Raw genomic sequence first — 26660 nt, forward strand, 5'->3', positions numbered from 1 at the left:
TTTCACCTCACAAATCCTCTATTATCCTTTTCTGCATTTCCTTGGTATAATTTGAGATTGCAGTGTTTACGGTCCTTACACTAACAATAACAATTCTAAGGGTTATACTAACCAAGAGCAGTGCAACTGCAACCAATACAAGATACTCCAAAGCAGTTTGAGATTTTCTCACTAATTTCACCATTTGAATATCTCAGCTGAATATATTTTAATTTTTCCATAATAGTAATCATCACATTTTTAAGTTGGGAGCTTATATAGAGCTTTGAGGATTTATGAGGGTATACAAACTCTACGTTAGGGACGAATATCTTGAAATGATAAAAAGCGGAAAAAAGAGAATTGAGGTTAGGGTAGCATATCCTCAAATAAGAGACATCAAAGCGAAGGATAAAATACTTTTCAATAACCTCATTCCAGCTGAAGTAATTAGTGTAAAGAAATACGAAACATTCAGACAAGTACTCAGAGAGGAACCAATTGAGAAGATATTTCCAGATAGTCCAAGCTTTGAAAAAGCCTTAAAGAGATTTCATGAAATGTATCCAAAATGGAAGGAAAACCGCTACGGTGTCATTGCCATTAAGTTCCGCCTCCTGAAACCAAAGACAAAAGGTGAATGACATGAAGAACTTAAAATTCGATGGACGCTATAAGGATATGATACTCAGCGGAAAAAAGAGAGCCACTATAAGATTAGGAAGAAAAATAAATCTAAAGCCTGGCGATGAAGTGCTGATACATGCCGGTGGATATGTATTAGGAAAAGGCGTGATAAAGAGAGTTGAAACAAAAAAAGTTTCTGAGCTCACTGATGAAGATGCCCAATTAGATGGATTTAGAGACAAAGAAGAGCTGGCAAAAGCTTTGAAAGAACATTATAAACATATAACCCCAGAGACACCAGCAACAATAATCGAATTCGAACTCACCAAAGTTCTAGATAAACCCATTCTCTCAGCAGATTTTCCATATGAAGGGAACAATCCAATCGAAATTGCAGAAAAGGCACTCAAATACCTCGACAACTTGAGCTTTGATGAAATTGCCCTTTTAAATCTCTTTCTGAAAGAAGGGAGCCTTAGAAAGGCTGCGTATAAGCTTGGAGGGTTGAACAAGAGGTACAAAATCAGAGAAGTCTTAAGAAAGGCTTATGAAGAGCTCAAAAAGAAAGGTTTAATGGAACCAAAAATTTAATACACCCATATCTGCTGTCTTGAATTCCAGTACTCTTTTGGCTCCTCCTTTGTATGATATTCCGCCACTGGATAAATTCTTACTGAGTACACACATTTCATTCGAGAAATTTCAAGAGTAAAGTCTCTTAAGCTCCCCTCGTCTTCAACGTTCACAACTGCCACTATATTTGGGTCTCCTCTAATTTGATGAATTTCCTCTATTAGCCCTCTCTTCCATAATTGCTCTTCAATCTCGCTAACTTTTTCCTCAAGCACACTTATGAACAGTATAACCTTCACACTCCTCACCTCCATAATAATTATAATTCAAAACTATTTATACACCCTATGCTCACTTTAAGTGATGAAAAATTGCGAAATAAGGATTTAAAGTACATAAAAAACGTTGTTCTCGATTATTCCATCAATCTGATAGTTCTCAGCGGAGTTTTTAAGTGTGCTACTTGATAGTTTAACCGGGAAGAGTTTGAACTTTCCCCTTCCTACAAGTCTTGTTAGTCTTAAGCTGAATTCTTTAAGCTCATTTTCATCGGCAAATTCAACCTTAGCTATGAAATCATACTCTCCATAGAGCCAGTATCCCTCTACGGGGAGCTTTTTGAGCACCTCATCCCTTACTCCCCAGACCAGCAGTATGGCCTCGAGTTCAACCACCCCCGAAGACTTTTTAGTTATCAGATGTAAAAGATATATAAATTCTTTTTGCAAATTTTTCAGATAAAACGCCAAAAATTAGAAAATTTTTTGATAAATTTCCGTCACTTATGCAACAACATTTCCTTTTCATAGATTTTAAATATTTAATCCATAAACAACAAAGGGTTTTAACTCAAAAATCAGAGATAAACACGGTGGTGTTCATGATTAAGGCAGTGTTCTTTGATTTTGTCGGGACTCTCTTAAGCAAAGAGAGCGAAGCCGTTACTCATCTCAAAATCATGGAAGAAGTTCTGAAGAATGCGGATGCAGAGGTTGAGGTTAAGGCAAAACAGCTTTTGGAGGAGTATGAGCATCTCACAAAAGAAGAGTTCAGCAAACTGGCAGGAAGACCCTACAAGCCAATACGCATCATAGAAATTGAAGTTCTCGAAAAACTTGCCCAAAAACATGGCTTTAAAGTTCCAGAAGATTTCTGGCAAACCCACTTGAAAATGCACCAACTTCATGGAAAACTATATCCAGAAGTCGTTGAAACTCTAAAAGAGCTTAGAAAAAGAGGTTATCACGTTGGACTTATTACAGACTCAGATAATGACTATTTAAGAGCTCATTTAAAAGCATTGGGAATTCTTGACCTCTTTGACAGCATAACAACAAGTGAAGAGGCAGGATTCTTTAAGCCACATCCGAAAGTTTTCGAAATTGCACTTAAAAAAGCTGGAGTTAAAGGAGAAGAAGCAGTTTATGTTGGAGATAATCCTCTCAAAGATTGCGTTGGTGCAAGACAAGTCGATATGATAAGCATCTTGCTTGATAAAACAGGAGAAAAGAGAGAGCTTTGGGAAGAGTGTGAGTTCATAATAAGCGACTTAAGGGAAGTTTTAGACATAGTATCTGAGCTCTGAGGTCAGCAACGGCAGGGTTCGTCACAATTCAGCCAGCGAAATTGTCATCATCCCTCTCTTTTCAACTCAGCCTTTTCTTCGCCTCCCATAACCTTTGAAAGGCTGTAATCCAAGCTAAGACTGCAACAATGTAAACCCCCGCATCCACTCTATTAAAGAGTGCTGCAATTATTAAAATCAGCAGTCTCTCAGCTCTCTCTGCAATACCAACAGCTAAAGTTCCACTTCCAGCAAGTTCTGCTCTGCATCTTTCGTAACTTACCAAATATGACCCAATTAGAGCTATGAACGCAATTTTCCAATCAACCAAACCACCATAAGCAATTCCAAATAAAACTGCTCCATCACTAACTCTATCAGTTGTTGAATCTAAAAACGCTCCAAAACGGGAAGTTTTGCCGGTTAGCCTTGCCAAAGTACCGTCAAGGGCATCAATTAACGAACCAAAGATTAGAGTTAATGCTGCTAATCTCTGTTCTCCAATAGCAAAGAAGTAAGCAGCTAATAGTGATATCAGCATTCCAATAACAGTGAGCTGATTTGGAGTTAGGCCGATTTTTGCTAGAGGCCTAACGATTGCCTCCAAGTAACCTTTGAAAATTGGCCTGTATTTATTGAGCATCTTCCTCGACCTCTATCACTCTCTTCCCTCTCTCTTGGGGTATTATTTTAAGTTTAGCATTTTTGAATTCTTTCCTTAACCCTTCTCCATCTAAAAGTCTGTCTAAAAATACTGCCAATGCTGCAACCTCACTGTGAGGTTGATTTCCAATTGCAACGTTGTAATGAGCAAGCTCGTAAACTTCTCTTGGGACTTTTTCTGCTCCTACAACAACTAAGATATTTTCTCCACACTTTAACTCTTCCTTGATTCTAGGCAGTGCATCATCAATATGAATTCCATACATCGTGAGATGAACTATCTTTCCCCCCCATTCACGCATTATCTTTTTCCAGTGAGGGTCAAATCTTATGAAAAATGGCCCTCCCCAGCGTTTTACAACGTCTTCAACACTTTCCCTTACATGCTCATCCTCATCAGCTGCAATTATTATTCCATCAGCTCCAAAAGCTCTTGCTGTTAGAGCTACATGTGTTGTTATTCTTTTATCTCTCTCAGGTCTGTGCCCCAATCTGAGTACTACTATCACTTGTACACCCCCCTGAGAATATACCAATATTTTCTAAAGTCATCTGGCCAAGGCTTATCCTTATAGAACTCGTAAAGTGCCCTAATACTCCTTGAAATGTCTTTGTAGTCATAGTTAAGAAACATCTCATTCAATTCCTTTTCAGGGGCTGAAGCAAGTATAAACAACGTGAAAATTTGCTCATTTTCATTCATTCTACTGAGCATCAATGTAAGCTTTGGCCTAAGCATTGGGCTGAACTTCTTTTCTACTTCCTTCATCAGCTTGTCCTTAAGATTTGCAAGATAATCAGGGCCAATATCAATATGCTCATGTCCTTTTAACTCTTCTGGGGCCTGTGCAACAAGTTTGTAGTTCCCTTGGGTTAGAAGTTGGTAAATCTTGGGGAAGTATGGGGTTGCTATGTATTCTTCTCTACTTCCAATAAACCCATGTCTAAAGTCCACAACATACCATTCTCCTCCAGAGTAAAACTCTGATAACGGTCTTAAAGTACAGTCAGTTCCGTTGTAAAGGCTCACAATTCTTGAGGGTATCCCAACAGACTTCATCATGGCTGTAAAGAGGAGCTGTCCTTCCGCATAGCTGATTTTGTTTTGCTGGAGTATCTTTTGTGGATCAATAGAGGCTGTAGTATCCCCGAATTTATAATGCTTAACAATCCACGTATATATTTGTTCGCCTGCCTCCACTTCGGATTTTGATTTAAGGACAAGAGGTAGTGCATGACCTCTTAGAATGTCAACATTGACATAAGGGGTAGAGTTAAACTTTTTAACCCAATATTCATCCACAAGGTATCTGTTCTCAATCCAATAATATTTATCTCCATATGCCTTCCTAAGCGTTTCATTGTTTGCAAGCCATGGTCTCCAGGTTATTTCCAAGTATCTACTTCTAATCTCCTTCTTTTCTTTGTCGTTTTCAAAATAGCTCACAACTACGGTGACGTATCCAGAACGATACTCATATGGAGCCTTTATTTGATACACCATGAGATATGACTTTCTACTATCTATCTTTTGGGGAATTTCTGCCTGATTAACTATTTTCAACCCATCAAGAAGATTCAGAGAAATTTCACTTATTTCTATCGGTGCGGTTCCAATGTTTCTTAATTCCAATGTTATGTTGAAAAGACTTCCTCCGCTTACTGATTCAGGCATTTTTAAATCCATATAAAGTTCCCCAGATGGAATCTCACTTTCCTCTTTAACAACAGTTATGGTAAACTCATGGTAGAATCCTTTCCATGTCCTGTGGAGTTCATCAACAAGCTCTAAAGGTACTCCTATTGTGTACACTCCAGGTTTATCAGGAGCTTTTACTATCCACACAAGCCCAACTTTTTGGCCCACCTTTAGTGGAGCAGGAAACCTAGGAGTCTGTAAAATCTTAAAATTTGGATTGTTAATCATTAAATTTGCATCAATAAATGCAACTTTCCCTGTGTTATTGATGGTCACAATTATATGAAAAGTCCCTCCGGCTTTTACAACCGTTCTATCAATCTCAAAAGTAACCACAGCAGGTTGCTTAATCAAACACCCCGATGCAAAAATTATCAAAAGCAAAAGGAAGGCAGATTTTTTCAATTAGCTCACCTTTTCAGTTCGTGAAGCAGGATCGCTAACTCCCCCAGCTCACCAATCTCCCACTTTACGTTAATTGGCGTTCCCATCTCAATCTCTTTTTTGCTTAATCCCGGTTCAGTTCCACCAAAGATAAACATCACCTTCATTTCTTTCACATTCTCCCTTAGCTCTTCCCAATTAGCTGGTTCTCCAAACTTTGTAATTGTATAAATTTTGTCAGGCTGGACTACCTCAATGGCATCGGGCAAATCTCCTACAATTAAAACATTTTTGCCTTTCTTGAATGCCTCCTTATGTATCTCTGGCACTCCCATCTGAGCTGCTGTGCCAGTAGGCTTTGAAATCACTAATAGATCAACATCAAAGCCAAAAGCTATTTTAGCAAACTCCTCAAGCTTCCTTGTTGCATTGATGTTGTGATACACAACAATTATCATTCCCTCACCCCCAAAGGCTCTTTAAAGGGTTGAACCTTAATAATCTTTAGGTGGTTGCAATGATTACGCTAACTACAGACTTCGGAATCAAAGGGCCTTATGTTGGAGAGATGAAAGGAGCCATCTTAAGTATAAATCCAAAAGCAATGCTTATTGATATTACTCACTCAATTACAAGACACAGCATCCTTGAAGGCTCCTTTGTGATGGAGCAAGTTGTTAAATATTACCCAAAGAACACAATTCACGTTGGAGTAATTGATCCGGGAGTCGGCACAGAGAGGAAGGCACTGATAATTGAAGGAGACCAATTTTTGGTAGTTCCAGATAACGGTTTGGCAACTCTTCCATTGAAGCACATAAATCCAACGGCAGCTTATGAAATTGACATCAAAAAGATGGAATCAATAATTGGGAGAAAAGTCAGCTCAACCTTTCACGGAAGAGACGTCTTTGGTCCAGCGGGAGCTCTGCTGGATTTGGGTTATGAACCTTCGCGCTTAGGGAAAGAAATCGGCTTGGACGAGATAATAAAGCTCGATCTGGAGCCAAAGCAGATAGATGGGAAATGGATTTTGAAAGTGATTTACATAGATGACTTTGGCAATGTGATTCTCAACTTAGAGAATTACGAAAGACCAAAATACGTTGAGGTTAAAGGGCTTAAAATCCCCTATCTTGATACTTATGGGCAGGTTAAAAAAGGTGAGCTTCTGGCTCTGCCAGGGAGTCACGACTATCTTGAGATAGCTGTCAATCAAGGTTCAGCCGCTGAAGTTTTGGGAGTTAAGGTTGGTGATGAGCTGGAGGTCAGGCTTGAGTAACTCTGGAGGTGATTATATGCCAAAACGCGGTTTATTTGTTGGTCGCTTTCAGCCTGTTCATAATGGACATATAAAGGCACTTGAATTCGTTTTTTCCCAAGTTGATGAAGTGATAATAGGTATAGGAAGTGCGCAGGCAAGCCATACCCTGAAAAATCCGTTTACAACAAGTGAAAGAATGGAAATGCTGATTAGAGCATTGGATGAGGCAGGATTTAAAAGAAAGTATTATCTAATCCCTCTACCAGATATAAACTTCAATGCAATTTGGGCAACTTATGTGGTCAGTATGGTTCCGAAATTTGATGTGGTGTTTACAGGTAATTCGTTAGTGGCTCAGCTTTTCCGTGAGAAAGGTTATGAAGTCATAGTACAGCCAATGTTCAGAAAGGACATCCTTTCGGCTACAGAAATAAGAAAAAGAATGATCGAGGGCAAGCCTTGGGAAGAGCTTGTTCCAAAGAGCGTTGCCGAATATATTAAGGAAATAAAAGGCGTTGAAAGAATAAGAATGCTGGCGACAAATCTTGAAAAAAATGAGAAAGAGCTTCAGGCGCCGATTAGGATTCCTGAGTTCTAAAGTTTACTTCTTCTTTACCTTAATGAATAACACCCCAACAATCAGGAACAAAAGGAAGCTCGCCGCATAGGGTAATGTAGAGTGGATGCTTGCCAAAGCTCCAGCCACAAAGGGTGTAAAGAGACCTATAAGCCTGCGGTAGCTCGATATTGCTGCATGAAACTCGCTTGCTTTTTCCTTTGGAATGAGCTTGAACATCCAAGAGCGGTAAAATGGGAACCAGAAAGTGTTGCCAAAGTCCCCCAGGGCGTAAACCGCGAGTGCCAGCCAGAACGGAGGGGAGAGTGCCATGACGAGGGCGTAAACGGCGTTCAGCAACATTCCCAAGCCAATTGCTTGGAAACCCTTCTCCTTCGGAATCCTCTCGCTGGCGTAGGTTCCAATTATCGAGGCTACACTACTCGCACAGGCTATCAGTGTTACCTCGAAGACAGTCTTCTTGAGCACGAAGACGACATAGTTGATGAGGACTATCTCTGGGGCAAGGGCCCATGCGAGCGTCAGTAAAGCTTCAAAAGCCAGGAGAAGCTTGAACTCCCCTACCTTAAATGTGAATCCTTCGGGGGTTATTCTCTCCTCCTTTCCGACAGACGGAAGAAATAGCCAAATGTAGGCAATTGTGAAAGCAGAGAGCAAGCCGAAGAAGATGAATGCCAAGCGGTAATGCTCCGGCTTTGGGAATACATAGCCGAAGAGATAGCCGAGAACCGGGAAGGTTATTAAACGTGCAATTTCCGGCAAACGGAGATGCCAGGCAAATATCTCTTCATATCTGTCTTCAGGGTATATTATCTGCTCATATGCTCTGTAAAGGGGGTAGAGTACCGTGGAGAGCTTTTCAACAATCCTACCCGCAAAGAGCATAAGCGGGGCTACTGTCCCCTTGGCAAATCCATAAAGGACGTAAGCGACACCATCGAGAAAATCGATGGCAATTAGCCCCTTTTTAATATCCCAGCGGTTGAAGGCCCTGCCGAAGAGATAAGTCAGAGGAATTGAGACGATATTAACTGCTGTAAAAAACGCTCCGACTTCAAGGATGGAATAACCAGTCTTCATGAGGTAGAGCGGGAAGAGAATCCACACTATTAACTGAGGTGCGATGATTGTATGATATATCATATAGGCTTTGGCATCTCTAGGGATTTCACTCCAGCGCATAGAAACACCATATGAGCTTTTTAGAATGAACTTATAAGCCTAATGCTCCTTTTCCTTTCCCTTTAGGCATTTCACGTATATCAGTGCAGGCTCGCCCCACTCGGGATAGGGATCGATGAGCGCGACACTCACGAAGCCGTTCTTTTCGTAGAACCTCCTCGTTTCATCGTAGGGCTTGTATGAGAGGTCGCCGGATGTCTTGACGACGAGGACTTCAAATCCATGCTCCTTTGCCCATCCCTCGATGAAGTTCAACAGCTTGGAACCAATGCCCTTCCCTCTATGTTCCCTTCTTACCGCCATCCAGAGGATTTCAAGAGCTTTATCTTTAAGAGGCTTGACAGTTATGAAACCAAGGACTTCTTTATCGAGGGCTATGAATGTGATCTCACTTTTTAAATCCTCTTCAATAGCCCTGAGTCCAGCTTCATTGAACCATTCCGGCAAATTGCGGGCTACTTCAAGACATGCATTTCTTTCGTCATCGGTCTGTAGAGATTTGATGATCATATCCAACACCCTTAAAGTTTTAATTTCTTTCCAGCCACAGCCAGCCAGTCATTCCAACCAAATTAGCCGCTGAGTGAAAGGCATAGGCTAGAATCAAAGAACCACTGATGGCTCTGAAGTAGCCAGCTACAAGACCCATTAAGAATGCATCCAACACAATGAAAATCCTGAATCCTTTGGGAGCATCACGAAAAGCCAGTATGTGAACGAGACCAAAGATAATCGCTGTGAAAACTATCGCAACCCAGAAACTCGTATGGCAAAGGAGATAACCTTCAATGAGACCTCTGTAAAGTGTCTCTTCGCCGAGAGGTGCGAGGACAAGCATTAAAATGGCAATCTTAAACGTACTGTCTGGTAAAAAGTCTGGTCTGTAGTTTTGAACCAGCTTGTAGGCTATTGGAGCTGTGATTGCAGATAAGAGCAGCCCGACAAAGAAGGCTTTTGGAACGTACATCAAGTTGAATCTGAAGCCGTATTCACTCAAGTTTCCAATGAGGGAAATCACAGCTACTGATAGCAGGAAAAAGCTCGCCTGTGTTACCACTCCGATTATAAACGGATCATCTTTTTTCTTTGAGACTTCTCCAGCTATTATGAAGCTTGGGATTAAAACAAAAAGCCAGAGGGCGAGAGCTGTAATCAGCTCAAGCATTTCCATTACCTCTCGAAATTTATTTCAATAAGCTTTCCACCAGTCATTTCAAGAATTTTGTTTTCAAGATCTTCGAGGGCCATATTCTCAAGCTCTAGTTTAGCTGAAATCTTCATGATGTACTCTTCCTCACGCTTATCACAGCTCCCCTCGAATGGTTTTGTAACAATGATCTTCTTTAATTTGCCAGTTTTGTCATCAACTTCTCCAATTAGAATCCAGCATAACGACTGCCTTTCAGTGCTCATGCACTCGAGTTCGGCATTTAACCAAATGTTGTTTTTAAGAGTTAACACCAACAGCTCTCCACAGGATTCCCTTGTTGTGCTTATATTGAAGTTCAGCATTTTTTCGATTTCTTTGCTAAGATTCCTATAGTAGTATCTCAAAACAGTCATCTGAACCATTGAATCAGAAATTCCAAGAACTTTATGGCATGTATGATTAACGCGGTACTCAATCCAAAAATTCCTGAGCTTCGTTAAATTATTGCGGTAATACGCCTGAAGTTTTATATACACGATGTCTTTATCCTTTGGTTTCACATAGTCTTTATGCCATACCCAGAAAATCCTTGTTTTGACATCATAGTTTGCGTCTAAGTTCCAAGCTGAAATGGACTCAACAGTTATAAAAGCATTTTTGCTTCTCAATTTTTCAAAGAGTTCTGTACTAGTTTGCTTAAAATAGTTAATAGCAGCATATACATCCATACCATATTCATCCCATAAAATCTCAGTAAACTGTTTCTGCTGGTTTTTGTAGTAAGAAATCTCCTGTTCAAGGCCTTGAATTTTGGAATACATTCCTATTGGGAGGATTAGTAGGATAAGCATGACAATCCCAGCTAGTACTATTTTGTATTCCCTGCTCATAGACCCACCATCAGTTTTAATGCTCCAAAGTTTATAAAATTACACATGCATGTGGTTATGCTTGCCTATTGAGCAAATTCTTTAAGAATTCTTACAACTTCATCTCTCAACCTCTTCGGCAGATACTCATCATTAAGATAGCTCTCAGCGTCTTTAAGCCTCTTTTTAATCCACTCAACATCTCCTTTTTTGAAAGCAAACTTAAGTTCCTCTTCGAGCGCTTTTAAATGGCACTCATAAACTGTTTTAGGGTTTGACTATAACATTTGACATTACTTCTAAGCCTTTCTTCTTGAGGCATTCAATTTCAACTAGTTCATGGAACAGCAGGTATTCATTTGACAAAATGTCCTCAGGTGTGTATTTATCGTCCTCATAGGTCTCTGCAGTTAAATATGTGTAAAGTTCTTCAAAGGAAACATTAAACTCCTTCCCAACCTTTTTTTGACAGTCTATTTATTCGTTTTTTGATTTTGGTTCCCATCATCAACAAATATTTTTAAGGCGCTGGATTTAAGCTTTTTTGATGATAAGAAGGGCAAGAATTGAAGATGAGGATATTTTAGAAGAAATACACGCTGGAGAACCTCCATGGGAGAACTTTGAAATTTACCTAAAAGCCATTAGGAACTCTGGTGGAGACATATTTCTTTACGAAGATAAAGGGGAAATTGAGCTTTTACCATTCAATGGGAAAGCTCACATCCATGTTCTCTGGGTTCAAGAGGGATATAGGGGCAAAGGTATCGGTTCAAAGCTTTTAGCATTCGCCGAGGAATGGGCAAAGAAACGAGGTCTGAAAGGACTAAGCGTCATTCCAGAAGACAAGAATGCCATGAGATTTTATGAGAAAAATGGATTTGAATTTAAAGACTGGCAAGTGAAGGTTATGAAGGATGTTGAAGGATGCGATGTAAAAGTAGAGTCCCATTATGACAATCCTCCAAAGTTTCCGAACATTTCAGCCGTTTATACTTCCGGTCTTTTCCTTTGGAACCTCCACAAAAAAGCTCCCCGAGTTAGATTTGGGGACTTTACAATGCTTCTTATTGATGAAGGAAGCTGTGTAAATGCTGTTATCTATGGGAAGAGGCTCAACAGAAGAATTGTAAAAGTTGCTGAGTGTCTTGCTGGAAAAATCAGGAAAAGAATGTTCCTTCAGGTTTGGATGAAAGATTGGAAGATTTTAGAGGAAGAAGGGTTTAAGAGAATCGGTAAAGTTGAGTGGATGAAGAAGATTTTCACTTAAGCGCATCTCTCAATTCTCTGCTCACTATATATTAAGATGAAAAAGCCTACTGCATTCAAAATACCTAATCCAAACACTCCAACAGCCAGCATTGAAACATCAACGCCATGTTCAATCAACCATGCAAAAGTCAGCTGTGATAAGGGAATTATAAGGGTAGACAATGCATCAAAAATTCCCCTGTAAGTGCCGAGCTTTTCAAGCGGGATTATCTTCTGAAACAGGCTGTCAAAGGAAATGTTTAGAATCTGCCTTCCAAAGTTCAGGAGCAAAATCCCGACAAAGAGCAGACCCAACGAAGGCAAGCCTAAAAGCAGAACCGCCAGGCTTTCAAGCAGCATTCCAATGAAGATGGGTTTTGAGATTCCGATTTTACGCTTGTGGGCAAAGAGAGCTATTCCAGAAGCACCAGCTAAGCTTCCTAAAGTTCCAACTGAGTTCAGCAGACCGTAAATGACTTCTCCTTTGGTCAAACTTTTGAGAGTGCCAAAGACAAAAATCCTTGCTGGTGCTATTGCAAAGTTGAAGAGCAGAACCAACGCAATTCCTGCAAAAATGACTTTGCGAGAAATTTCAAATTGAACTGATTTGCTTTCTTTTTCAATCGTTTTTCCTGTCTCACTGGAATGTTAATGTATGGAATGAGAAGCAGGGCCCCAATTAAGAGAAGAAGTGCATCCAAAAGCATGAGCCTAACTCCAAAGAGGTAAGCAAGATAGCCCACAACAGGGAACCCAAGAAGAGAAGTTACCTCTCCGATAGTTTGTACTTTTGCGTTGAGCTTTTGAAGCTCAGATTCTTCAAAAGTCATGGAAGCTATAAGCGTAAAGCCGAAGTATCTATGGAGAATATCAAGAGCCGAGATTAGTGAAATTAAGAGGTAAAAGGCCCAAATGTTTGAGGCAAACTTTATTATTGTCAGAGCAAAGAAAGACTGAATGAACAATGCGAGAAAAGCGAGCCTAACTTTTTTTCTCGGTCTTATCAAGAAAGCGACCCATCAACGGAGGAAATATAACCCAGGGAAGCATGGAAGCAAATGAATAACCCGCAACACTCAGGAGGAACTCGTTTGGTTAAGAAGATGCCAAGGTAGGACAATGCTTTCAATTGCATCTCCAATGACTCTGAGTACAGTTGTGATCAGTAGGAGTGTGTAGAGTTTAGATTTCATTGAAGTCACCATTAACTTCCTTTTACTTTTTGGAGTTACCTCAGATAAAAGTTATAAATTTTCTGGAGAACTTTAAATATGCCGTTCACACCTTTCCATTTTGGGTCAGCGTTATTATTTGCAACGCTCTTTGGGTATTTGGATTTCTTAACTTTCATGATTGCTAATGTAATTATAGACTTTGAACCCTTCTTGGTTCTGAGCTTTGATTTGGATTTACGCTATGGCTATCCACTTCACGGCTTTTTCCACACCTTCATCGGAGGCTCTCTGGTTGCCTTAGCTTTGGCGGAGGTTATGGCAAAATTTTACAAACATTTGGGAAAAGAGATAAATATCAAAAAGCTTAGAATCACAGCATTGAGTGGAGTTTGGCTTCATATAGTTCTTGATTCTTTCATCTACACGGACATAAAGCCCTTTTTTCCTCTGAGCTGGAATCCGTTTTATGGTGTATTTTCTGCTTCCGAAGTTTACGGATTTTGCATAGGAGCTTTTTTGCTAGGAGTGCCCTTATATTTGCTGAGAAAAATCAGAGCATCTTCCTGAACACTAAAACGTCAGGCTCCTTAAAGTTAGTCCAGTTCTTAAAGCCAAGCTCTTTTAGGGGTTCAATCAAGTCTCTTCTCTCCTCAGGAAGCATTATATCAATGCTATCATAGCCAATTTTGCTTGCTTCAAAACTCATCGCAGGCAAAAGGGTCTCTATGCTCTCAGCAGAAAGCCTAAAAGGTGTAAATGTGGGCTCATTTTCATGCATTGGGACATAAGAGAACTTAACTCCACTGTATTCTCTAATTTCTGCCTTTTTGTTCAGCCACTCAAGACTTTCTTTGCATTTATGCAGAAACTTCCAGCCATATGGAATATAGTCGCTGTACTCAAGCTCACTTAAAGATTCAATTTTTGTCCTCTTTGGCTCGATTTTTTCACCGAGAGGTTTTTGGAGATAATAAAATCGCTCTACGACCTTAAACCCATCTTTCTTTGCCATAGCAATGCTCTCTTTGTTGAGGAAATAGGTTGAGAACTCCAGTGCATCTATAGCGCCTTTCTCTGCCAGCTCTTTTCCTTTGTGAAGCATGAAATTATGAAGAATCCTCCCAAAGCCGCGCTTTTGGTAGTTAGGATGAACTCTAAGACCTTCAAGCCAGCCGACTTTGTCAGGTAAGATTGTAAGCTTTGCCGTTCCGATAACTTTTCCTTCCAGCTCAAGGACGTAGAAGTTTCCACCTTTTAACCAGGTCTCAAAAACTCGAGCGAGGTAGTCCTCACCTTCCCATGTTAAGCGGGCTATCTCCCCAATAAAAGGCTTATCTTCTGGTTTAGCTTCCCTAATAAGAGGCTCCATCTCTATCCCCAAACCTTATTTATGAGTTTCGAGGATATAAAGCTTTGAGGTGTTGAGATGATTTCCCAAACTCACCTTAAAGTTCTCCGCAAGCTATATGAGCGGTTAAAGGATAGTGATGTGAACTGGGTTGTTACTGGAAGAAACGCTTTGTACAAATTAAAGGTATGGAAATTCCAGTTTTGGATTTAGAATATGAGTATCAAGCCTATCTCAAGCTGGGAAGGATTAAAAAAGCGAAGATACTGAAGAAGTTTTTAGAGGAGAGAAAAAATGAGAGCAGTCACAAATAGTTTAAGTCTTTCGTGCGACCACTATTATGCGTGGCGCTTTTAGTGAGAGTTCCCTCCCATCAAAGCCCCCATAAACCTTTTCTATCTTAAAGCCAGCTCTTTTGAGAATTTCCATTAGCTCTGTGTATGTGTAAATCCTTAAAGAGTACTCAACAACCCTTCTTTGGGTATTTCGAATGATTATTCTTCTGACGTGCATCCTTCCAGTTAGAATATCAAAGCTCGGCATGTCAATCATCAAATTTCCACCCTTCTCAAGCACGGAGCACGGAGAAAGATGCTTAACTACGAAATCTCTATTTGGAACATCAAGGCAAAAAAGTCCATTTGGCTTTAAGGCTTTGTAAACGTTTTGCAATACTTTAAAGTTCTCCTCGTCACTAAAATAACCAAATGATGTGTAGAGAAGCAAAACTATGTCAAATTCTTCTTTAAAGTTTGTTTCTCTCATGTCCCCTTTCATGAACTTAACGCTTACTCCTTGTTCTTCTGCTTTCTTTCTTGCGATCTCTAGGAAACCCTCCATTATGTCAACGCCAACTACTTCATGCCCTAACTCTGCCAGCTTTATCGCATGTCTCCCAAAGCCACAGGCTAAATCAAGGATTCTCTTTGGCCCCTTCAATTCAAGAGCTTTTACCAGAAACTCGACTTCCTTTTGCGTTCTCTCCTCGGTCAGCTTTTCTGAGTAGAAGTACATGTAGTCATCAACGTCAAAGACTTCCTCGATATTAAAGGTCATCCTATATTCCCCCTTAAACTATTCACAACTTCCACAGTCCTCCTTGCTAAATAATCAACCAATATTTTTACAGTTTTTCCTTATTCATACCTAGACACACAGATTTTCACTCCCCTATCTTCTTAACATATCTTCCAGCAATCCACCCAGCCAAAACTCCTCCAATAATGATTAAGTAAGGATAAGCTAAAGCTATTAGAGTTTTGATTTTCTCAGTAATATATCTCCAAAAGAGCGGGACAAGCAACCAGATTATAAGCACGGCAATCCATATCCGCTTCATTTCTTAACCCTCCTCTTCTGAGACCATTTCCAGCTTTTCTCAAAATCTTTTCTAAGGAGCACTCCGAGGAAAATTTTCTTGTTCCCTAGGATGATGGCCACATTTGTGCCACCCTAAGCGATCATCAGGAGCATCCAAGCGATTATTGGGACTCTCAGACTTCCGGTGTGGTATGCCACATAGTATATCACTAAGGCAACACTGCTCATATAGAGAGCAAGCCCAAGAGCCTGAAGCGCGTTCATTTCAATAATCAGGTTTAGGATATGGGCAAAGCCCCAGAAAACCATCGGAAAGATTATTGCTCTTCTTGCTCCAACGAATTTGGACGTTCCAAGGTAGAGAGTATTGACTGAGAGGATTTCAATGAGATAGTAAATGTATTCGGAGGTGAGTCCCAAGAGGGCTAAAGGTTTATTTTCTCCAGCCAGTTTTAGGTGAAAGTTAAACTCCCGCAGAATTTGGAGCTTGTAACTGGAAACACCCACGCAGATCACTTCAATGATTATAAAAGGTACTAAGAGTACTATCCCTAGAATCAGTCCTCGTTTCCCCAGACTACCCTGGTACAGGCTGGAGAACCTCAGACCAACGGCAGAAGTAAGTATAAAGATCATCAAAATCCGCAGACCACTTATAGCCCATACCTTAGTAAGGTATTGGAATGATGTTTGGGACTTTATGTGACCTGTTATCGAGTAGAACACTCCAATAACCGCAAGCTCGAGGCCCCAATGGACGAAAATGAACCATGTGACTGTAAAGAGGAGTAAATTTCGTGATAGGGATTTTTCAGTTGGCATATCTAATACCTCCTTATACATGTGAGATGTATTATTTACGACGCAAAAGAGTTTTAAATATTTACGCTTCTTAGTTATGCTGGTGATGTTATGAACAAGGGTATAAAAGGAGTCGTTGCAGGCATTGGAATAATGCTGACCTTCGATGTGCTGACGTTAATGCTCCGCCGGGAGATTGGTTTTGTGCCCATTGGACTGATAATCTTCATCCTGATGTATCTCATAGTACGTTTGATAGGTTATACCCGTGAGGACGTGGGTCTAGCGGGCCCCTTTGACTGGAAGCTTCACGTTGCACTGCCAATTGCTTTCGTATTTCTGAACTTCACATGGATTCTGCCCTTTGGCGTTGGAATAAAGAGACTCCATCCTCTAATCTACATTGCTGGATTGATAAAGTACCTGATATTCGTTGCACTCTATGAGGAGCTCCTGTTTAGAGGAATAATTCAGCGCGGGTTTGAGCTGTGGAAGGGACCAAAAGCTGCTGTTATCCTAACGGCTATAATCTTTGGCTTAAGCCACATAGCATCTAGATTCACCTTCGAACTGACCTTTATCAACTTCTGGCGCATCTATAATCCCTTACTCTTTGGCTTCGTCTGGAGCATTTATAGGTGGAAATTCAGGCGCATAGAAGGGCTAATCCTTGCACACGGCCTCGGCGACTTCATCGACAGAATCCTAACGCTCGAAAGATCGGAATGGCTTTTGAACACAACAGCTGGGCACATATACATGGTTGTCGCCTACACTCTCGTGCAACTGGTGACATTTTACACCTACCTGAAGCTTGGAAAGAAATACAGCCTGACGGAAGATAACAATGCTCTAGTCTAATAGGAGAGAAGCTGGACTGCCATTTCCATCCTGTCTCTCTTCTCCCTAACTCCAAGTGCAATGTTCTTTCCGAGCGCTTCTACCCATCCACCCTCCCAGAGCTTCTTTTTCCAGACTAACTTTCCGTCGAAGTCAAGCTTGGCAACAATGGCACTCCCATCGAGTTCTCCACCAACGAGTATTCCATCGCTAAGGATTTGAATGGCCGTTCCAGTACCCTCTCCGAGCATTGCCTCCCAATTCCCAATTAGGGAAACCCAAAACCCTCCATTTTTGTCGCCCGTAATGAGGATTTTGCCGTTCAGATCTGTGACATCTAGTGCTATTCCTTCCCCGAGAGTTTTCTCTCCGATTGTGTTTCCTTCCTCATCGAGCTCAAAAGTTATTACACTCCAGCCAGCATCTTTCACGCTTCCTATCAGAGTGGAGCTGCCTTTGCCTTCAATGAGGCCCCCAAAAATTGCATCCTCCCAAGAACTGAGTGTTCTCTTCCAGAGCGGGTTGCCCTTAAGGTCTGTCTTCATGACGAAAAAACCTCTTCTGCTACCATCCGAGACCTCACCACCCAAAAGAATGCCGTCATCAAGGGGGACTATTGAATATACACACTCATTGCCAAGGATTCTGTATTTCCTTTCCCAGATTTTGTTTCCATTCCCATCTATCTTTGCAAGATATGCCTTCCAATTCTTTCCACCCTCTGGAGTGGCTATTCCTTCACCAGCCCCGCCTATAAGATAATCACTATTTATTTTGACTATCGAATGCCCCTCCCAGTCATTTTTGCCGCCAAAGAGCTTGAACCACTCGAGTTCCCCTTCCTTATTCAGCTTGAGGAGCATAATCTTGTAGTTCTTATTTCTCACGCTCCCAATGATTAAAATGCCGTCTTCCATAGATACTCCAGCTACTGGAACAGTTTCTTTTCCAAATGTGTAGAGCCTCACGGTTTCACCCCCACAGTTACAACATTAAAGGTTCCCAAATAGTGCGTCTCCACTTCAAACCCGACTTTTCTAAGGATGAACTCCACAATCCATGGTGCCCAGACGTTAATCTTCACTCTAAAGAAATAGCCCTTCTCAAGGTTAATGAAAAGCCGCTCTACTTGGCCCTTTGTCGTATCGAGGGAAACATGGAAAGAAATGAATGGATCTTCAACGAGCGCATCTCTATAGCCTTGATGGAGCAGTCTAACCCAGTCTGCATATTCAAGGAACAGAACCCCACTAGGTTTGAGAACCTTGAAAGCCTCTTGGACAATTTTATCAAAGTCATAGATGCTTAAATGAGGAAGAGGATTCCCTAAAAGCGCAACTAAATCAAAGTTCTCATTTGGGAAATCGAGTTTTCTTGCGTCCATAACTCTAAACTCCGCTTTATATCCAAGCTCTTCTGCAATTTTCTTTGCTTTCTCTATGAGTTCTTCTTGAAGGTCAATTCCAATAACCTCAAACCCTAAGTCTTCGAGAGCAAAAGTCGAGATTCCCATGCCACAGCCAATATCCAAAGCCTTACCGCTTTTGATGGGGAGGAATTTTCCAAGTAAGGCTTTCTGCTTCTCCATTCTTTTCTTTCCAACTTCAGTTCTTGGATCATATATCCAGAGCTTTTCCTTATAAGTTGGTTCAAAAGTCTCTCCAAGGTTTTTGAACATGGTATCACCTCATTCGAGCAATAATCAAGTCATTATCCTTAAACTCAGCCTCAAAGCCGTTCTTCTCAAAAACATAGCGCAGAATCCACGGCGACCAGATGTAAAATTTGTCTCTTGAGAATACTCCCTTTTCAAAATCGATAAGCAGCCTCTCAAGGTATCCCTCATAAACGTTTACATCAACGTTTATTCTAACCAACCCCTCAGCCTCAAGCCCTGGCTGGTTAAAGCCTCGGATAAGCGTCCAAAGGAAGTCACTTTCTTGAATTACAATGTGGCCTTGAGGCTTTAGGACTCGTCTAACTTCTTGCAAAATCTTATCAAAATCCCAGATGCTAAAATGTGCCAGCGGATACCCAAGCAATGCAACAAGGTCAAAGGTGTTTTCTTTGAAGTTTAGATTTTTAGCATCCATAGTATAAAATTCTGCCTTCGAGCCTCGTTTTTTCGCTAGCTCTTTGGCTCGTTCAACGGCTTTTTCTTGAATGTCTATCCCAATAACCTCAAAACCAAGCTCCTCTAAGACAAAACTGCTTAGTCCAGCGTTGCAGCCAATGTCCAAAGCTCTGCCGCTTTTAATAGGTAAGTGTCTTGAAAGGATCTCCATTAACTCCGCAAATCTTTCCCTACCTCTCTCGCTTTCTATATCGTATTCATCTTGGGTTTTTTCGTAAAAAGGAGAATCGGTATAGCCGAGATTCTTGAACATAGCTTCACCCGAAATTACTACATGAGAAAGTTTTAAAACTCTTTTGGATTAGTTAGAAGAGGGGAGCTTGAGTGGACTTTCTCAAACTCTACTATGAGGAAGCCTTCAAAGTGTTCTATGAAGCTGGCGGGAGTGAAGAGGAGCTTTACTGGCTCGTCAGCAGTATGCTAGTCAGATACCCAGCATACAGAGATGAGCTTAAGGTTAGGAGAAAATTGATGGATTGGATAATCCAAGAGACTGAAGGAAGAGTTCTTGACGTCGGTTGTGGTCTTGGAATTTTGACGTTCAGGATGGCACTTAAAGATGAAGTTGAAAAAGTTATGGGTATTGATAAGAGTCAGGAATTGGTAGATTTCTGCAACCGTTTGAGAGACAGAATCACCAGGAAAGCTGAATTTTTATATGGCGATTTTTTAGAGGTTAAGCTTGGAGAAGGAGAAGAATTTGACTTCATTGTTTTCCTCTACACGCTTCACGATTATGAGCCAAAGCCATTTCTTGAGAAAGCGCTTGAAGTATTGAGTCAAGATGGAAAGATTATTATCGGCGATTTTGACATAGATGGACTTAGAGAAAAAATCAGAACATTTGCACAAAAGAATGAACTGAAAATCGCTAAGGATATCACCGTTGGAAAGACAAAGACGCATGGAGATTTTTATGAAGCATTTTTAATGGTCATTGAAGGTGGTTAAGATGTGGCTCGGAAAAGGTCGTGAAATAATAAAGCCCCCAGGAAGCAAAACTGAAAAAGAACCTTACGAGAAGTATTTAATAGTCTTCACTGATATCGCGGCAAATTATGCCAAGCAATTGCTGAATGATGTGGAACTTAAAGAAGAGTGCACTTATGTTCGTCGAGCTTTTGTCGGTGAGTACAAAGGGAAGAAAATCTATGTCCTAAATCCCTACTTTGGGTCACCAGCATCGGTCTTCGCTCTAGAAATCGCAATAGCTCAAGGTGGAAAAGAGTTCTTAGTGGTTGGAGAAGCAGGTGCAATAAAGGAAGGAGTTACAATCGGCGATGTTATACTGCCAACTTGGGCTTTAAGGGAGGAGGGCACAAGCTATCACTATATGCCCCCGGATTACATACCAAAGCCCAGTGAGAGGCTGTTTAATGTACTTGAAAAAGAGGTAAAGCACCAAATTGGAAGAAAACGAATTAGTGTCTTTAAGGGGGGCATATGGACGACGGATGCACCGTTCAGGGAGACAGAGGATAAAGTTAGGGAATATTCAAACCGAGGAATTCTCGGCGTTGAAATGGAGACTTCAGCTTTGATGAGTGTTGCCAGCTTTAGAAGAGTTGATTTGGCAGTTGCATTGGCAGTATCAGATGAACTTTATAAAGAAAAATGGAATCCAGGATTTGGAAGCGGAAAGTTGAAAAGAACGGAAAAACTTTTGGTTAAAGCTGCCTTAGGAGCATTAGTATCTCCTTAAAAATATTGGCCTTAAGCTTTCTCCAGATTTTTGCCATTTCTATCATCATCTTCAAAAAGCTAATAAGCCAAAAAGATAGCACAAATTATAAGGTGATACTCATGGAAAATGGAATTGAAGAACTTGCTAAACTTTGGGAGTCCATTGTTCCAGGGGAAAGTGTCCTAGCAGAATACGACTCCCTGGTGCTTCCCTACAAAGGATTCCACTATTTAATCAGCTGGGCCAGAGAGAAAGGTTATCACATTGTTATTATTGATGTTCTTGACACACTTTACCTGTATAAAACCCAGATTCAACTTGCTGGTTTAGATGCTAATCTTCTTGATAGTGTTGATGTTATTAAAATCGGTGGACGGTTAAACGTGGGAATTTCTCGTGCCAGACTTCCAGCCAATGATGTTCCAAAACTCCTCAAAGAGTTTGACCTAGTATATAACTCACATCTCTCAGAGATTGAATGCGAGAAAAGCATTGTCATTGTCTTGGGTCTTTCTAAGCTGTTGCTGCTTGCTGAATCAAAATTTGAAGGTCTCATGATCATTGACTTGCTCATTAAGTATACAGGGACGCAGAGAAGAACAGCATTCTACTTTGTGAATGTAGATGTCCTAGAAAACAGCTCTCATTATCTAGTCCCCCTTCTAGAAGAGCTAGCGACCACAGTGATAAAGGTAACGCGAGCAAGAAGAGGAGATGACACTGAACCATATGTATATGTTAAGGTCGTAAAAGCAGTTAACGCTGAGGTAGAAGGCATTAAAATCAAGCTTTAATTTGACTCTCTAACCTGATTTTAACTCTTTATTGTTTTATTTGAAAGATCTGAAAGCTCGTTTTAGAAAACAGAATAGGTTAACAATCGCTTTAAACAAAAAAGCATCCAAAGATAAAAAACAATAGCTGTACTTGTGTACTAACAATGTAATGTAAAACTACATAAAACCTTTTTACTCGATATCTTAACTGGACTTGCCTTATTGGGAATAACAGATTTGTCAAGAAAAATCAGAAAAAGAAAGAAAAACTAATCAACCCCCATATCCTGTCTCCATTGGGGTGCTTATTATCTGCTCGTACTGGTCTTGAGGCAACACCTGTGGCTGATAAGTTATGCCATAGTTCTCAAGGTTCCTAACGAATGCTCTTAGATGATTTCTTGAGCCCATCATAAGATTCTCATAGACGAACTTTATATCTTCGTTGTCGCTCTTTGCGAGCCATTCCTCCAAATCTTTGATGTCAACCTCTTCAATGAGTGCACCAACTTTGAGGGCATCCTTAACACTTTTGCTTCCTTCAGCAACGAGCTTGTCATAAAGTGCCTGAATCTCTGGGTTTGTGAACTCGCCGATGCCGTTGTCTCCCACAGGGTCAGTTAGATTGTACTTCTCAATCAAAGCCAGCACCATGTCCATATGAGTCTGTTCACTCCTCGTTGCGATGTTGTAAAATATCGGCAGTCCCCACTTCTCATAAAGTGTTAGATAAACGTCCCTTGCAAGCTTCTCCTCCTCACGCATCCAGAGGATTCCGTCTATTTCCTCTTGGGTAAGCTCCTCAACCGGATATGAATTGACTAAATCAGCAACTGCTTGATAGCCTGTAGGTGTTGTAACCATCCCACCTCCAGCACCCGCATTTTCAGGGGGTCCCATTGGTTGACCTACAGCAGTTTGAGTTGCAGTTTCAGTGACTGTTGTTGTCTGAGTAATCGTTTCTGTGTTCGTTAAACAGCCAGCCGCTATTGTGAGCAGCATAATTCCAACCAGCATCAAACCAAACAAATTCTTCCTCATGGTTAAATCCTCCATCCATATGTAACTTTGTTATTACATATGCTGCTTGGGTTTATAAAGTTTTTGGTTCACAGTTAAACAATAGGCTTATATCACAATAATGCAAAAGTTCTAAGTATGAAAAATGATATCAAAATCGCTCTGACACTTATCGTGCTGGCAAATATCCTGAAGAAGTCGCCAGTATACCTACTTTTATACCTTCTAGCTTTTATCATCCTTTCATGGAGAGCCTGGAAATCACTGCCAAATCTCTTCTTCTGGGCATTCATAGTTGGATTCTCAGCTGAGATTGTTGGCACACATTTATGTCTTCCCTTTGGATGTTATGAGTACGTAAACCTAAGGCCTCAAATTTTTGGTGTTGGGTTGTTTGTTCCTTTTGCGTGGGGAATTTTTGGAGCAGTGGCATATCTAACAGCAAGCTATTTCTTTAAGAACCGGAGTCAGAGACTTCTTTTCGCTGCTTTGCTGATGGTGATTATAGACTTTTCAGTGGACCCAATAATGACATCTTGGAGAGCTTGGGTCTGGAAGACAACAACAGAAATAAATTGGTTTAGTATTCCATGGACAAACTATTTGGGCTGGTTTGGGGTATCATTAATATTCTTCTATCTGTATGAGCGTTTTTCGAACCCCCAAATTGAAAACGAGCTTCTAAAACTCGGCCCCTTAATTTACTTTCTGGAGATGTTAACCTTTGCAGTTTATGCTCCAGCAAGCGTGAGAATACCTACAGCAATTGCATTTGTAATTTCGATTGTCGTAGTTCTACCAGTGTATTTTTGGAGGATGAGAGTATAAATTTAAAAAAGACAACCCAAACTATCCCTCCTTAACCTCGATTTCAACGATTCTCTCCTCGCTTAGCTTTATCATGACTTTGTCTCCCTCTTTCAGGATCAGAACTTTGTAAATTAGCTCATCGCTTAGCTCGTTTGCGCTTAGGTAGATGGTCTGATTGCCGACCAAGATAATCCAGTGAGTGTTACCGTCCTTAATGTATGAATAGATTCCCTTAACGATGCCGCTGATTTCCTGAACTTTTGCTCCAACCTGCCCGTAGAGAAGAAAAGCCCTTACATCTTCCTCACTTTCAAAGATTTTAACCTCTTTCGTCTCGGCATTTACAAATGCTATCTTTGCAAGTCCGGAACCACTCCTTGGGATTATAGCTACTCTCCACCACAGCTCACCATTCAGAAAGACAGGAATCGGCTCAACCGCCATGAACTGGCTCCAGTCAAAAGTTGGTAAGGCTTTCTTGATATAGTCAATTGCTTTAACTGGTCCTGTTAGGGGTGTCTCAAATTTGACCTAACTCATTTCTCCATTCTGTGCATTAATCAGGTAAATCGCCGCCAGTCCATGAGCCTTTCCGTACGGCTCAACTGCTACCATCCAATATTCCTTGCCATCGTTTGCTATCACCAAGAAAGGCTGTCTATTTCCCTGGTTACTGACATCTATAAGCTCTATCTGGTTCTCGTGATGAAGCCAGAGATTCTTTATGTTTGCAAAAGCGCTCTCCTTCCAGTAATTCTGAGCATTTACAATCTTCCTCGTGAGACTTTCTGGAAAGATTGGAAAATTCCTTAGCCTCTCATCCTTCAGCGCTTCCTCTGGGCTTAAATCCTCAACATTGCCCTCTTCATCCACTACCAAAACTCCACCCCATTTAGGCACCGTGTAAAAAACACGGAATTTGTAGGAGATGTAGGGAACGACTATGTAGAGCTTGTCATTGTAGTACAATGCTCTAGGAATGTCAAGATCAATTAGGTAGTGCTTTTTGTAGAGAACCCACTCAAGATTATCGAAAATCTGCATTCCTGGACCAACTTGAAGTTCTTGTTCAATTCTCTGTATCCTAGCTTGAGTTGTATTCATATCTACGAATAGGACTCCTTTGTCCTTGAGTCTTATAGCGTTCCATGCACCGTCTGGAATTATGAAAAATCCCCAAACTGGTGTACCGTCTCTTATTGTTAAATGCGAAGCTCCCAAAGTGTAGCGCGCATATTCAATAGTGTCAACAGCGTATCTGTAAGCGGTAAGCTTTGGAAGGATTCTTATCTTGCTACTGGAAAGCTCAAGCTCGTTTGAAACCTGCATTGGATGATATTCCTTATACAAAGCAGTGTTCGAGAAAGCATTTGCTAAAATTGAAAATCCAAAGAACAATATTAACAGCACGATAGAGATTCTAGTTATCAAGAGGTTCCTTCTAGTGGGCATTACTTTCGCTTTGATACCATATATCAAAAGCACGAAAAATGCAACAGCCATGTAAATTAACGAGGGGTTTTTGTAGAAACCCATAACAATCCCATGGAACCAAGGCCGGAAAAACCAGAATAAAGCTGCAAAAATTAAGAGTATGAGACCTGTTCCAAATTCTTCCCTCTTCACGAATCTCACCTATTTTTTAATTGTGAGAAGAGTTTATAATAATGTCTGAGATAATAAAACTGGGAGTAACAATGGTGGTTCCAAAGTTCATAACTGACAAAGTTGCATTCTCCCCAATGCCATATCCCGAGGACATTCCAGAGCTTGTGAAAGAGTTTCAAGCCGTCGTAGTGCTGACCTATGAATATGAGCTTCCATACAACTTGGAAGATTGGAAAAAGCACGGTGTGGAAGTCCTTTACAGCCCAATTGAGGACTTTTCAGCCCCCACGTTAGATCAGCTAATTGAAATCGTCAAATGGATTGACGAAAAAGTTAAGGAAAGTAAGAAAGTTCTTATTCACTGCTTTGGGGGAAGTGGAAGGAGCGGAACCATCGCTGTGGCTTATCTCATGTACTCCCAAGGCTTAAGCTTGAGAGATGCTCTTATCAAGGTTCGTTCACTTAAGCCCTCAGCAGTTGAAACATGGAGCCAGATGGATATTCTTAGGAAGTTTGAAAGGTATCTAAAAGAAACATTAAGAACTAAGACATAACTTTAACAAACAACTATTGACCCACTTTTTTAAATGAGAACTTATCCCCTGTTTTTTCTTTTGCTTCACCAATGAGAAACTCAAATATTTCAGGACTGAACTCTGGAGTTAAGGCTTTGGATACCACAACGTCTTCCACTATTCCATTTCTAGTTATCTGACTCCTAAAGTCAATTACATAGTCACTGATATCAACGACTCTAGCAACAAAATGCTTAGATACTGCATCCTTATTGACTAAAAGAAGGGTCACTGATTTTGGAAACATCTCCATAAACTTTGCCAAATCAAAGTACAACAACTTTAACGCAGTATTTTCTCCAAAGAAAAATGCTAGTCCATCCAAAGTGTAAACAACCCGGAGTAGCAGTCTATCCCCAAGATTCGGCAAAACTTTCTCTTGATAAATAAGGAACGTCTTAGGATTAATAGTTTCCTCTCCAATGTGGCCTGACAAGGTGTATACAAACGGATATCTAGGTGGAACGCCATATCTTGAAGAGAAGTAATCAATAATCACTAGATTTCCTTTTTCTCCCTCGGAAACAACATCTAACCCAGCAAATTGCGCTCCTCTAATTACTCTGCCGATAGGGTAGCTGTAGTTAGAGACGACACCAAGGTCTCCACTCTTAATCCTCTTTGCGAGAATGTGTAACGCAAAATACTGAGCAAATGAATAAGTGTCATACAATATTGCCATTGTTGAACCTTGTGACAATCCTCCCCCCATAACTTCATCCAACTCGTTATAAAGCGTTTTCACTCTCATGCACATCACCTCACACTCCTTAATAGAATTGCAAGC

At 40.7% G+C, this 26660-nt stretch carries 38 protein-coding genes; 14 read left to right on the forward strand and 24 right to left on the reverse strand.

The genetic code is table 11. From position 1 onward, the window contains the following. Positions 1-7: 7 nt before the first annotated feature. Positions 8-184, reverse strand: a complete 177-nt coding sequence (locus TES1_RS10975) for a hypothetical protein (RefSeq protein WP_158505956.1) — start codon at positions 182-184, stop codon at positions 8-10. A 91-nt stretch (positions 185-275) separates the two neighbouring features. On the opposite strand from TES1_RS10975, the gene TES1_RS06625 reads away from it, so the two are divergent. Beyond that, positions 276-623: an ASCH domain-containing protein gene (locus TES1_RS06625; protein ID WP_042681291.1), complete on the forward strand. Its 348-nt coding sequence runs from the start codon at positions 276-278 to the stop codon at positions 621-623. A gap of 1 nt (position 624) precedes the next feature. After that, positions 625-1197: an ASCH domain-containing protein gene (locus tag TES1_RS06630; RefSeq protein WP_042681293.1), complete on the forward strand. Its 573-nt coding sequence runs from the start codon at positions 625-627 to the stop codon at positions 1195-1197. Here TES1_RS06630 and TES1_RS06635 read toward each other — a convergent pair. After that, positions 1194-1478 carry an Lrp/AsnC ligand binding domain-containing protein gene (locus TES1_RS06635; RefSeq protein ID WP_042681295.1) on the reverse strand — a complete coding sequence of 95 codons (285 nt, stop codon included), beginning with the start codon at positions 1476-1478 and terminating at the stop codon, positions 1194-1196. The genes TES1_RS06630 and TES1_RS06635 overlap by 4 nt on opposite strands. Positions 1479-1565: 87 nt before the next feature. Then, complete coding sequence (locus TES1_RS06640; RefSeq protein WP_042681297.1) at positions 1566-1853, reverse strand: hypothetical protein; 288 nt, start codon at positions 1851-1853, stop codon at positions 1566-1568. Positions 1854-2059: 206 nt separating this feature from the next. On the opposite strand from TES1_RS06640, the gene TES1_RS06645 reads away from it, so the two are divergent. Beyond that, positions 2060-2764 carry a TIGR02253 family HAD-type hydrolase gene (locus TES1_RS06645; RefSeq protein WP_042681299.1) on the forward strand — a complete coding sequence of 235 codons (705 nt, stop codon included), beginning with the start codon at positions 2060-2062 and terminating at the stop codon, positions 2762-2764. Between the two features lie 61 nt (positions 2765-2825). On the opposite strand, the gene pgsA is transcribed toward TES1_RS06645, so the two are convergent. From pgsA to TES1_RS06665, 4 genes are read right to left on the reverse strand one after another with little or no spacing between them, the layout of a single operon-like run. Continuing rightward, positions 2826-3386 (reverse strand): archaetidylinositol phosphate synthase, encoded by a 561-nt coding sequence (gene pgsA / locus TES1_RS06650; RefSeq protein ID WP_042681301.1) that lies wholly within the window; start codon positions 3384-3386, stop codon positions 2826-2828. Then, entirely contained in the window at positions 3376-3915 is a 540-nt protein-coding gene (locus TES1_RS06655; RefSeq protein ID WP_042681302.1) for a tRNA (cytidine(56)-2'-O)-methyltransferase, read from the reverse strand. Before TES1_RS06655 ends, pgsA begins: the two co-directional genes overlap by 11 nt. After that, on the reverse strand, positions 3912-5459 hold the full coding sequence (locus tag TES1_RS06660; protein WP_227738466.1) for a transglutaminase-like domain-containing protein: 1548 nt from the start codon (positions 5457-5459) through the stop codon (positions 3912-3914). Before TES1_RS06660 ends, TES1_RS06655 begins: the two co-directional genes overlap by 4 nt. Before the next feature lie 56 nt (positions 5460-5515). Beyond that, on the reverse strand, positions 5516-5947 hold the full coding sequence (locus TES1_RS06665; RefSeq protein WP_051408190.1) for a RecB-family nuclease: 432 nt from the start codon (positions 5945-5947) through the stop codon (positions 5516-5518). Between the two features lie 59 nt (positions 5948-6006). On the opposite strand from TES1_RS06665, the gene TES1_RS06670 reads away from it, so the two are divergent. Both TES1_RS06670 and TES1_RS06675 read left to right on the forward strand, forming a co-directional pair. Then, a complete protein-coding gene (locus TES1_RS06670) occupies positions 6007-6771 on the forward strand; it encodes an SAM hydrolase/SAM-dependent halogenase family protein (protein WP_042681306.1) in 765 nt (254 codons plus the stop codon). 16 nt (positions 6772-6787) lie between these two features. Further along, positions 6788-7351, forward strand: a complete 564-nt coding sequence (locus TES1_RS06675; protein ID WP_042681308.1) for a nicotinamide-nucleotide adenylyltransferase — start codon at positions 6788-6790, stop codon at positions 7349-7351. Between the two features lie 3 nt (positions 7352-7354). On the opposite strand, the gene TES1_RS06680 is transcribed toward TES1_RS06675, so the two are convergent. From TES1_RS06680 to TES1_RS06695, 4 genes are read right to left on the reverse strand one after another with little or no spacing between them, the layout of a single operon-like run. Then, the gene (locus tag TES1_RS06680; RefSeq protein WP_042681310.1) at positions 7355-8512 is read right to left on the reverse strand and encodes an MFS transporter; all 1158 of its coding nucleotides are present in this window, start codon (positions 8510-8512) and stop codon (positions 7355-7357) included. A gap of 39 nt (positions 8513-8551) precedes the next feature. Next, a complete protein-coding gene (locus tag TES1_RS06685) occupies positions 8552-9022 on the reverse strand; it encodes a GNAT family N-acetyltransferase (protein ID WP_042681311.1) in 471 nt (156 codons plus the stop codon). 19 nt (positions 9023-9041) lie between these two features. Then, positions 9042-9677 (reverse strand): CPBP family intramembrane glutamic endopeptidase, encoded by a 636-nt coding sequence (locus tag TES1_RS06690; RefSeq protein ID WP_042682778.1) that lies wholly within the window; start codon positions 9675-9677, stop codon positions 9042-9044. 5 nt (positions 9678-9682) lie between these two features. Further along, entirely contained in the window at positions 9683-10552 is an 870-nt protein-coding gene (locus TES1_RS06695) for a hypothetical protein (protein ID WP_042681313.1), read from the reverse strand. Positions 10553-11078: 526 nt separating this feature from the next. Between TES1_RS06695 and TES1_RS10735 the strand changes: the two genes are divergently transcribed. Beyond that, positions 11079-11801, forward strand: coding sequence for a GNAT family N-acetyltransferase (locus tag TES1_RS10735; RefSeq protein ID WP_051408192.1), 723 nt, complete (start codon positions 11079-11081; stop codon positions 11799-11801). Here TES1_RS10735 and TES1_RS11115 read toward each other — a convergent pair. Together TES1_RS11115 and TES1_RS11120 are read right to left on the reverse strand one after the other, a co-directional pair. Continuing rightward, the gene (locus TES1_RS11115; RefSeq protein ID WP_227738467.1) at positions 11798-12340 is read right to left on the reverse strand and encodes a hypothetical protein; all 543 of its coding nucleotides are present in this window, start codon (positions 12338-12340) and stop codon (positions 11798-11800) included. The two genes, TES1_RS10735 and TES1_RS11115, sit on opposite strands and share 4 nt — an antisense overlap. Continuing rightward, on the reverse strand, positions 12313-12789 hold the full coding sequence (locus TES1_RS11120) for an MFS transporter (RefSeq protein WP_227738468.1): 477 nt from the start codon (positions 12787-12789) through the stop codon (positions 12313-12315). Before TES1_RS11120 ends, TES1_RS11115 begins: the two co-directional genes overlap by 28 nt. Positions 12790-13053: 264 nt before the next feature. On the opposite strand from TES1_RS11120, the gene TES1_RS06710 reads away from it, so the two are divergent. Next, entirely contained in the window at positions 13054-13524 is a 471-nt protein-coding gene (locus tag TES1_RS06710) for a metal-dependent hydrolase (protein WP_227738469.1), read from the forward strand. Here the strand turns inward: TES1_RS06710 and TES1_RS06715 are convergent. Further along, complete coding sequence (locus TES1_RS06715; protein WP_042681314.1) at positions 13508-14326, reverse strand: GNAT family N-acetyltransferase; 819 nt, start codon at positions 14324-14326, stop codon at positions 13508-13510. The two genes, TES1_RS06710 and TES1_RS06715, sit on opposite strands and share 17 nt — an antisense overlap. A gap of 57 nt (positions 14327-14383) precedes the next feature. Here TES1_RS06715 and TES1_RS11175 point away from each other — a divergent pair, with 57 nt between their 5' ends. Beyond that, the gene (locus TES1_RS11175) at positions 14384-14518 is read left to right on the forward strand and encodes a hypothetical protein (RefSeq protein WP_265100799.1); all 135 of its coding nucleotides are present in this window, start codon (positions 14384-14386) and stop codon (positions 14516-14518) included. Positions 14519-14620: 102 nt separating this feature from the next. On the opposite strand, the gene TES1_RS06720 is transcribed toward TES1_RS11175, so the two are convergent. The 3 genes from TES1_RS06720 to TES1_RS10930 form a co-directional block, all read right to left on the reverse strand. Continuing rightward, a complete protein-coding gene (locus tag TES1_RS06720; RefSeq protein ID WP_042681316.1) occupies positions 14621-15361 on the reverse strand; it encodes a class I SAM-dependent methyltransferase in 741 nt (246 codons plus the stop codon). A 106-nt stretch (positions 15362-15467) separates the two neighbouring features. After that, positions 15468-15644 carry a hypothetical protein gene (locus TES1_RS10980; RefSeq protein ID WP_158505957.1) on the reverse strand — a complete coding sequence of 59 codons (177 nt, stop codon included), beginning with the start codon at positions 15642-15644 and terminating at the stop codon, positions 15468-15470. A gap of 113 nt (positions 15645-15757) precedes the next feature. Beyond that, the gene (locus TES1_RS10930; protein ID WP_144080603.1) at positions 15758-16468 is read right to left on the reverse strand and encodes a hypothetical protein; all 711 of its coding nucleotides are present in this window, start codon (positions 16466-16468) and stop codon (positions 15758-15760) included. Positions 16469-16537: 69 nt separating this feature from the next. On the opposite strand from TES1_RS10930, the gene TES1_RS06730 reads away from it, so the two are divergent. Continuing rightward, entirely contained in the window at positions 16538-17287 is a 750-nt protein-coding gene (locus tag TES1_RS06730) for a CPBP family intramembrane glutamic endopeptidase (RefSeq protein WP_051408194.1), read from the forward strand. Here the strand turns inward: TES1_RS06730 and TES1_RS06735 are convergent. From TES1_RS06735 to TES1_RS06745, 3 genes are read right to left on the reverse strand one after another with little or no spacing between them, the layout of a single operon-like run. Continuing rightward, the gene (locus TES1_RS06735) at positions 17284-18234 is read right to left on the reverse strand and encodes a hypothetical protein (protein WP_042681320.1); all 951 of its coding nucleotides are present in this window, start codon (positions 18232-18234) and stop codon (positions 17284-17286) included. The two genes, TES1_RS06730 and TES1_RS06735, sit on opposite strands and share 4 nt — an antisense overlap. Continuing rightward, positions 18231-18944 carry a class I SAM-dependent methyltransferase gene (locus TES1_RS06740; protein ID WP_042681322.1) on the reverse strand — a complete coding sequence of 238 codons (714 nt, stop codon included), beginning with the start codon at positions 18942-18944 and terminating at the stop codon, positions 18231-18233. The genes TES1_RS06735 and TES1_RS06740 overlap by 4 nt, the downstream gene beginning before the upstream one ends. Before the next feature lie 4 nt (positions 18945-18948). Then, entirely contained in the window at positions 18949-19653 is a 705-nt protein-coding gene (locus tag TES1_RS06745; RefSeq protein ID WP_051408195.1) for a class I SAM-dependent methyltransferase, read from the reverse strand. A 71-nt stretch (positions 19654-19724) separates the two neighbouring features. Here TES1_RS06745 and TES1_RS06750 point away from each other — a divergent pair, with 71 nt between their 5' ends. The 3 genes from TES1_RS06750 (at position 19725) to TES1_RS06760 (ending at position 21878) form a co-directional block, all read left to right on the forward strand. Next, positions 19725-20351: a class I SAM-dependent methyltransferase gene (locus TES1_RS06750; protein WP_042681324.1), complete on the forward strand. Its 627-nt coding sequence runs from the start codon at positions 19725-19727 to the stop codon at positions 20349-20351. Between the two features lies 1 nt (position 20352). Beyond that, complete coding sequence (locus TES1_RS06755; RefSeq protein ID WP_042681326.1) at positions 20353-21102, forward strand: nucleoside phosphorylase; 750 nt, start codon at positions 20353-20355, stop codon at positions 21100-21102. Positions 21103-21203: 101 nt separating this feature from the next. After that, on the forward strand, positions 21204-21878 hold the full coding sequence (locus TES1_RS06760; protein WP_042681328.1) for a DUF257 family protein: 675 nt from the start codon (positions 21204-21206) through the stop codon (positions 21876-21878). 255 nt (positions 21879-22133) lie between these two features. On the opposite strand, the gene TES1_RS06765 is transcribed toward TES1_RS06760, so the two are convergent. Continuing rightward, positions 22134-22901, reverse strand: coding sequence for a DUF2202 domain-containing protein (locus TES1_RS06765; RefSeq protein WP_042681329.1), 768 nt, complete (start codon positions 22899-22901; stop codon positions 22134-22136). Positions 22902-23018: 117 nt separating this feature from the next. Here TES1_RS06765 and TES1_RS06770 point away from each other — a divergent pair, with 117 nt between their 5' ends. After that, positions 23019-23708: a carotenoid biosynthesis protein gene (locus TES1_RS06770; RefSeq protein ID WP_042681332.1), complete on the forward strand. Its 690-nt coding sequence runs from the start codon at positions 23019-23021 to the stop codon at positions 23706-23708. A 21-nt stretch (positions 23709-23729) separates the two neighbouring features. Here TES1_RS06770 and TES1_RS11125 read toward each other — a convergent pair whose 3' ends face one another. Continuing rightward, positions 23730-24134 carry a hypothetical protein gene (locus TES1_RS11125; RefSeq protein WP_227738470.1) on the reverse strand — a complete coding sequence of 135 codons (405 nt, stop codon included), beginning with the start codon at positions 24132-24134 and terminating at the stop codon, positions 23730-23732. Positions 24135-24221: 87 nt separating this feature from the next. Continuing rightward, positions 24222-25316, reverse strand: a complete 1095-nt coding sequence (locus TES1_RS06775; RefSeq protein WP_227738471.1) for a hypothetical protein — start codon at positions 25314-25316, stop codon at positions 24222-24224. 71 nt (positions 25317-25387) lie between these two features. Here TES1_RS06775 and TES1_RS06780 point away from each other — a divergent pair, with 71 nt between their 5' ends. Further along, positions 25388-25852, forward strand: a complete 465-nt coding sequence (locus TES1_RS06780) for a protein-tyrosine phosphatase family protein (RefSeq protein WP_084340061.1) — start codon at positions 25388-25390, stop codon at positions 25850-25852. 13 nt (positions 25853-25865) lie between these two features. On the opposite strand, the gene TES1_RS06785 is transcribed toward TES1_RS06780, so the two are convergent. After that, the gene (locus TES1_RS06785) at positions 25866-26624 is read right to left on the reverse strand and encodes an RAD55 family ATPase (RefSeq protein WP_051408196.1); all 759 of its coding nucleotides are present in this window, start codon (positions 26622-26624) and stop codon (positions 25866-25868) included. Positions 26625-26660: the final 36 nt, after the last annotated feature.

Source organism: Thermococcus paralvinellae, assembly GCF_000517445.1.
GTDB classification, from domain to species: Archaea; Methanobacteriota_B; Thermococci; order Thermococcales; family Thermococcaceae; genus Thermococcus_B; species Thermococcus_B paralvinellae.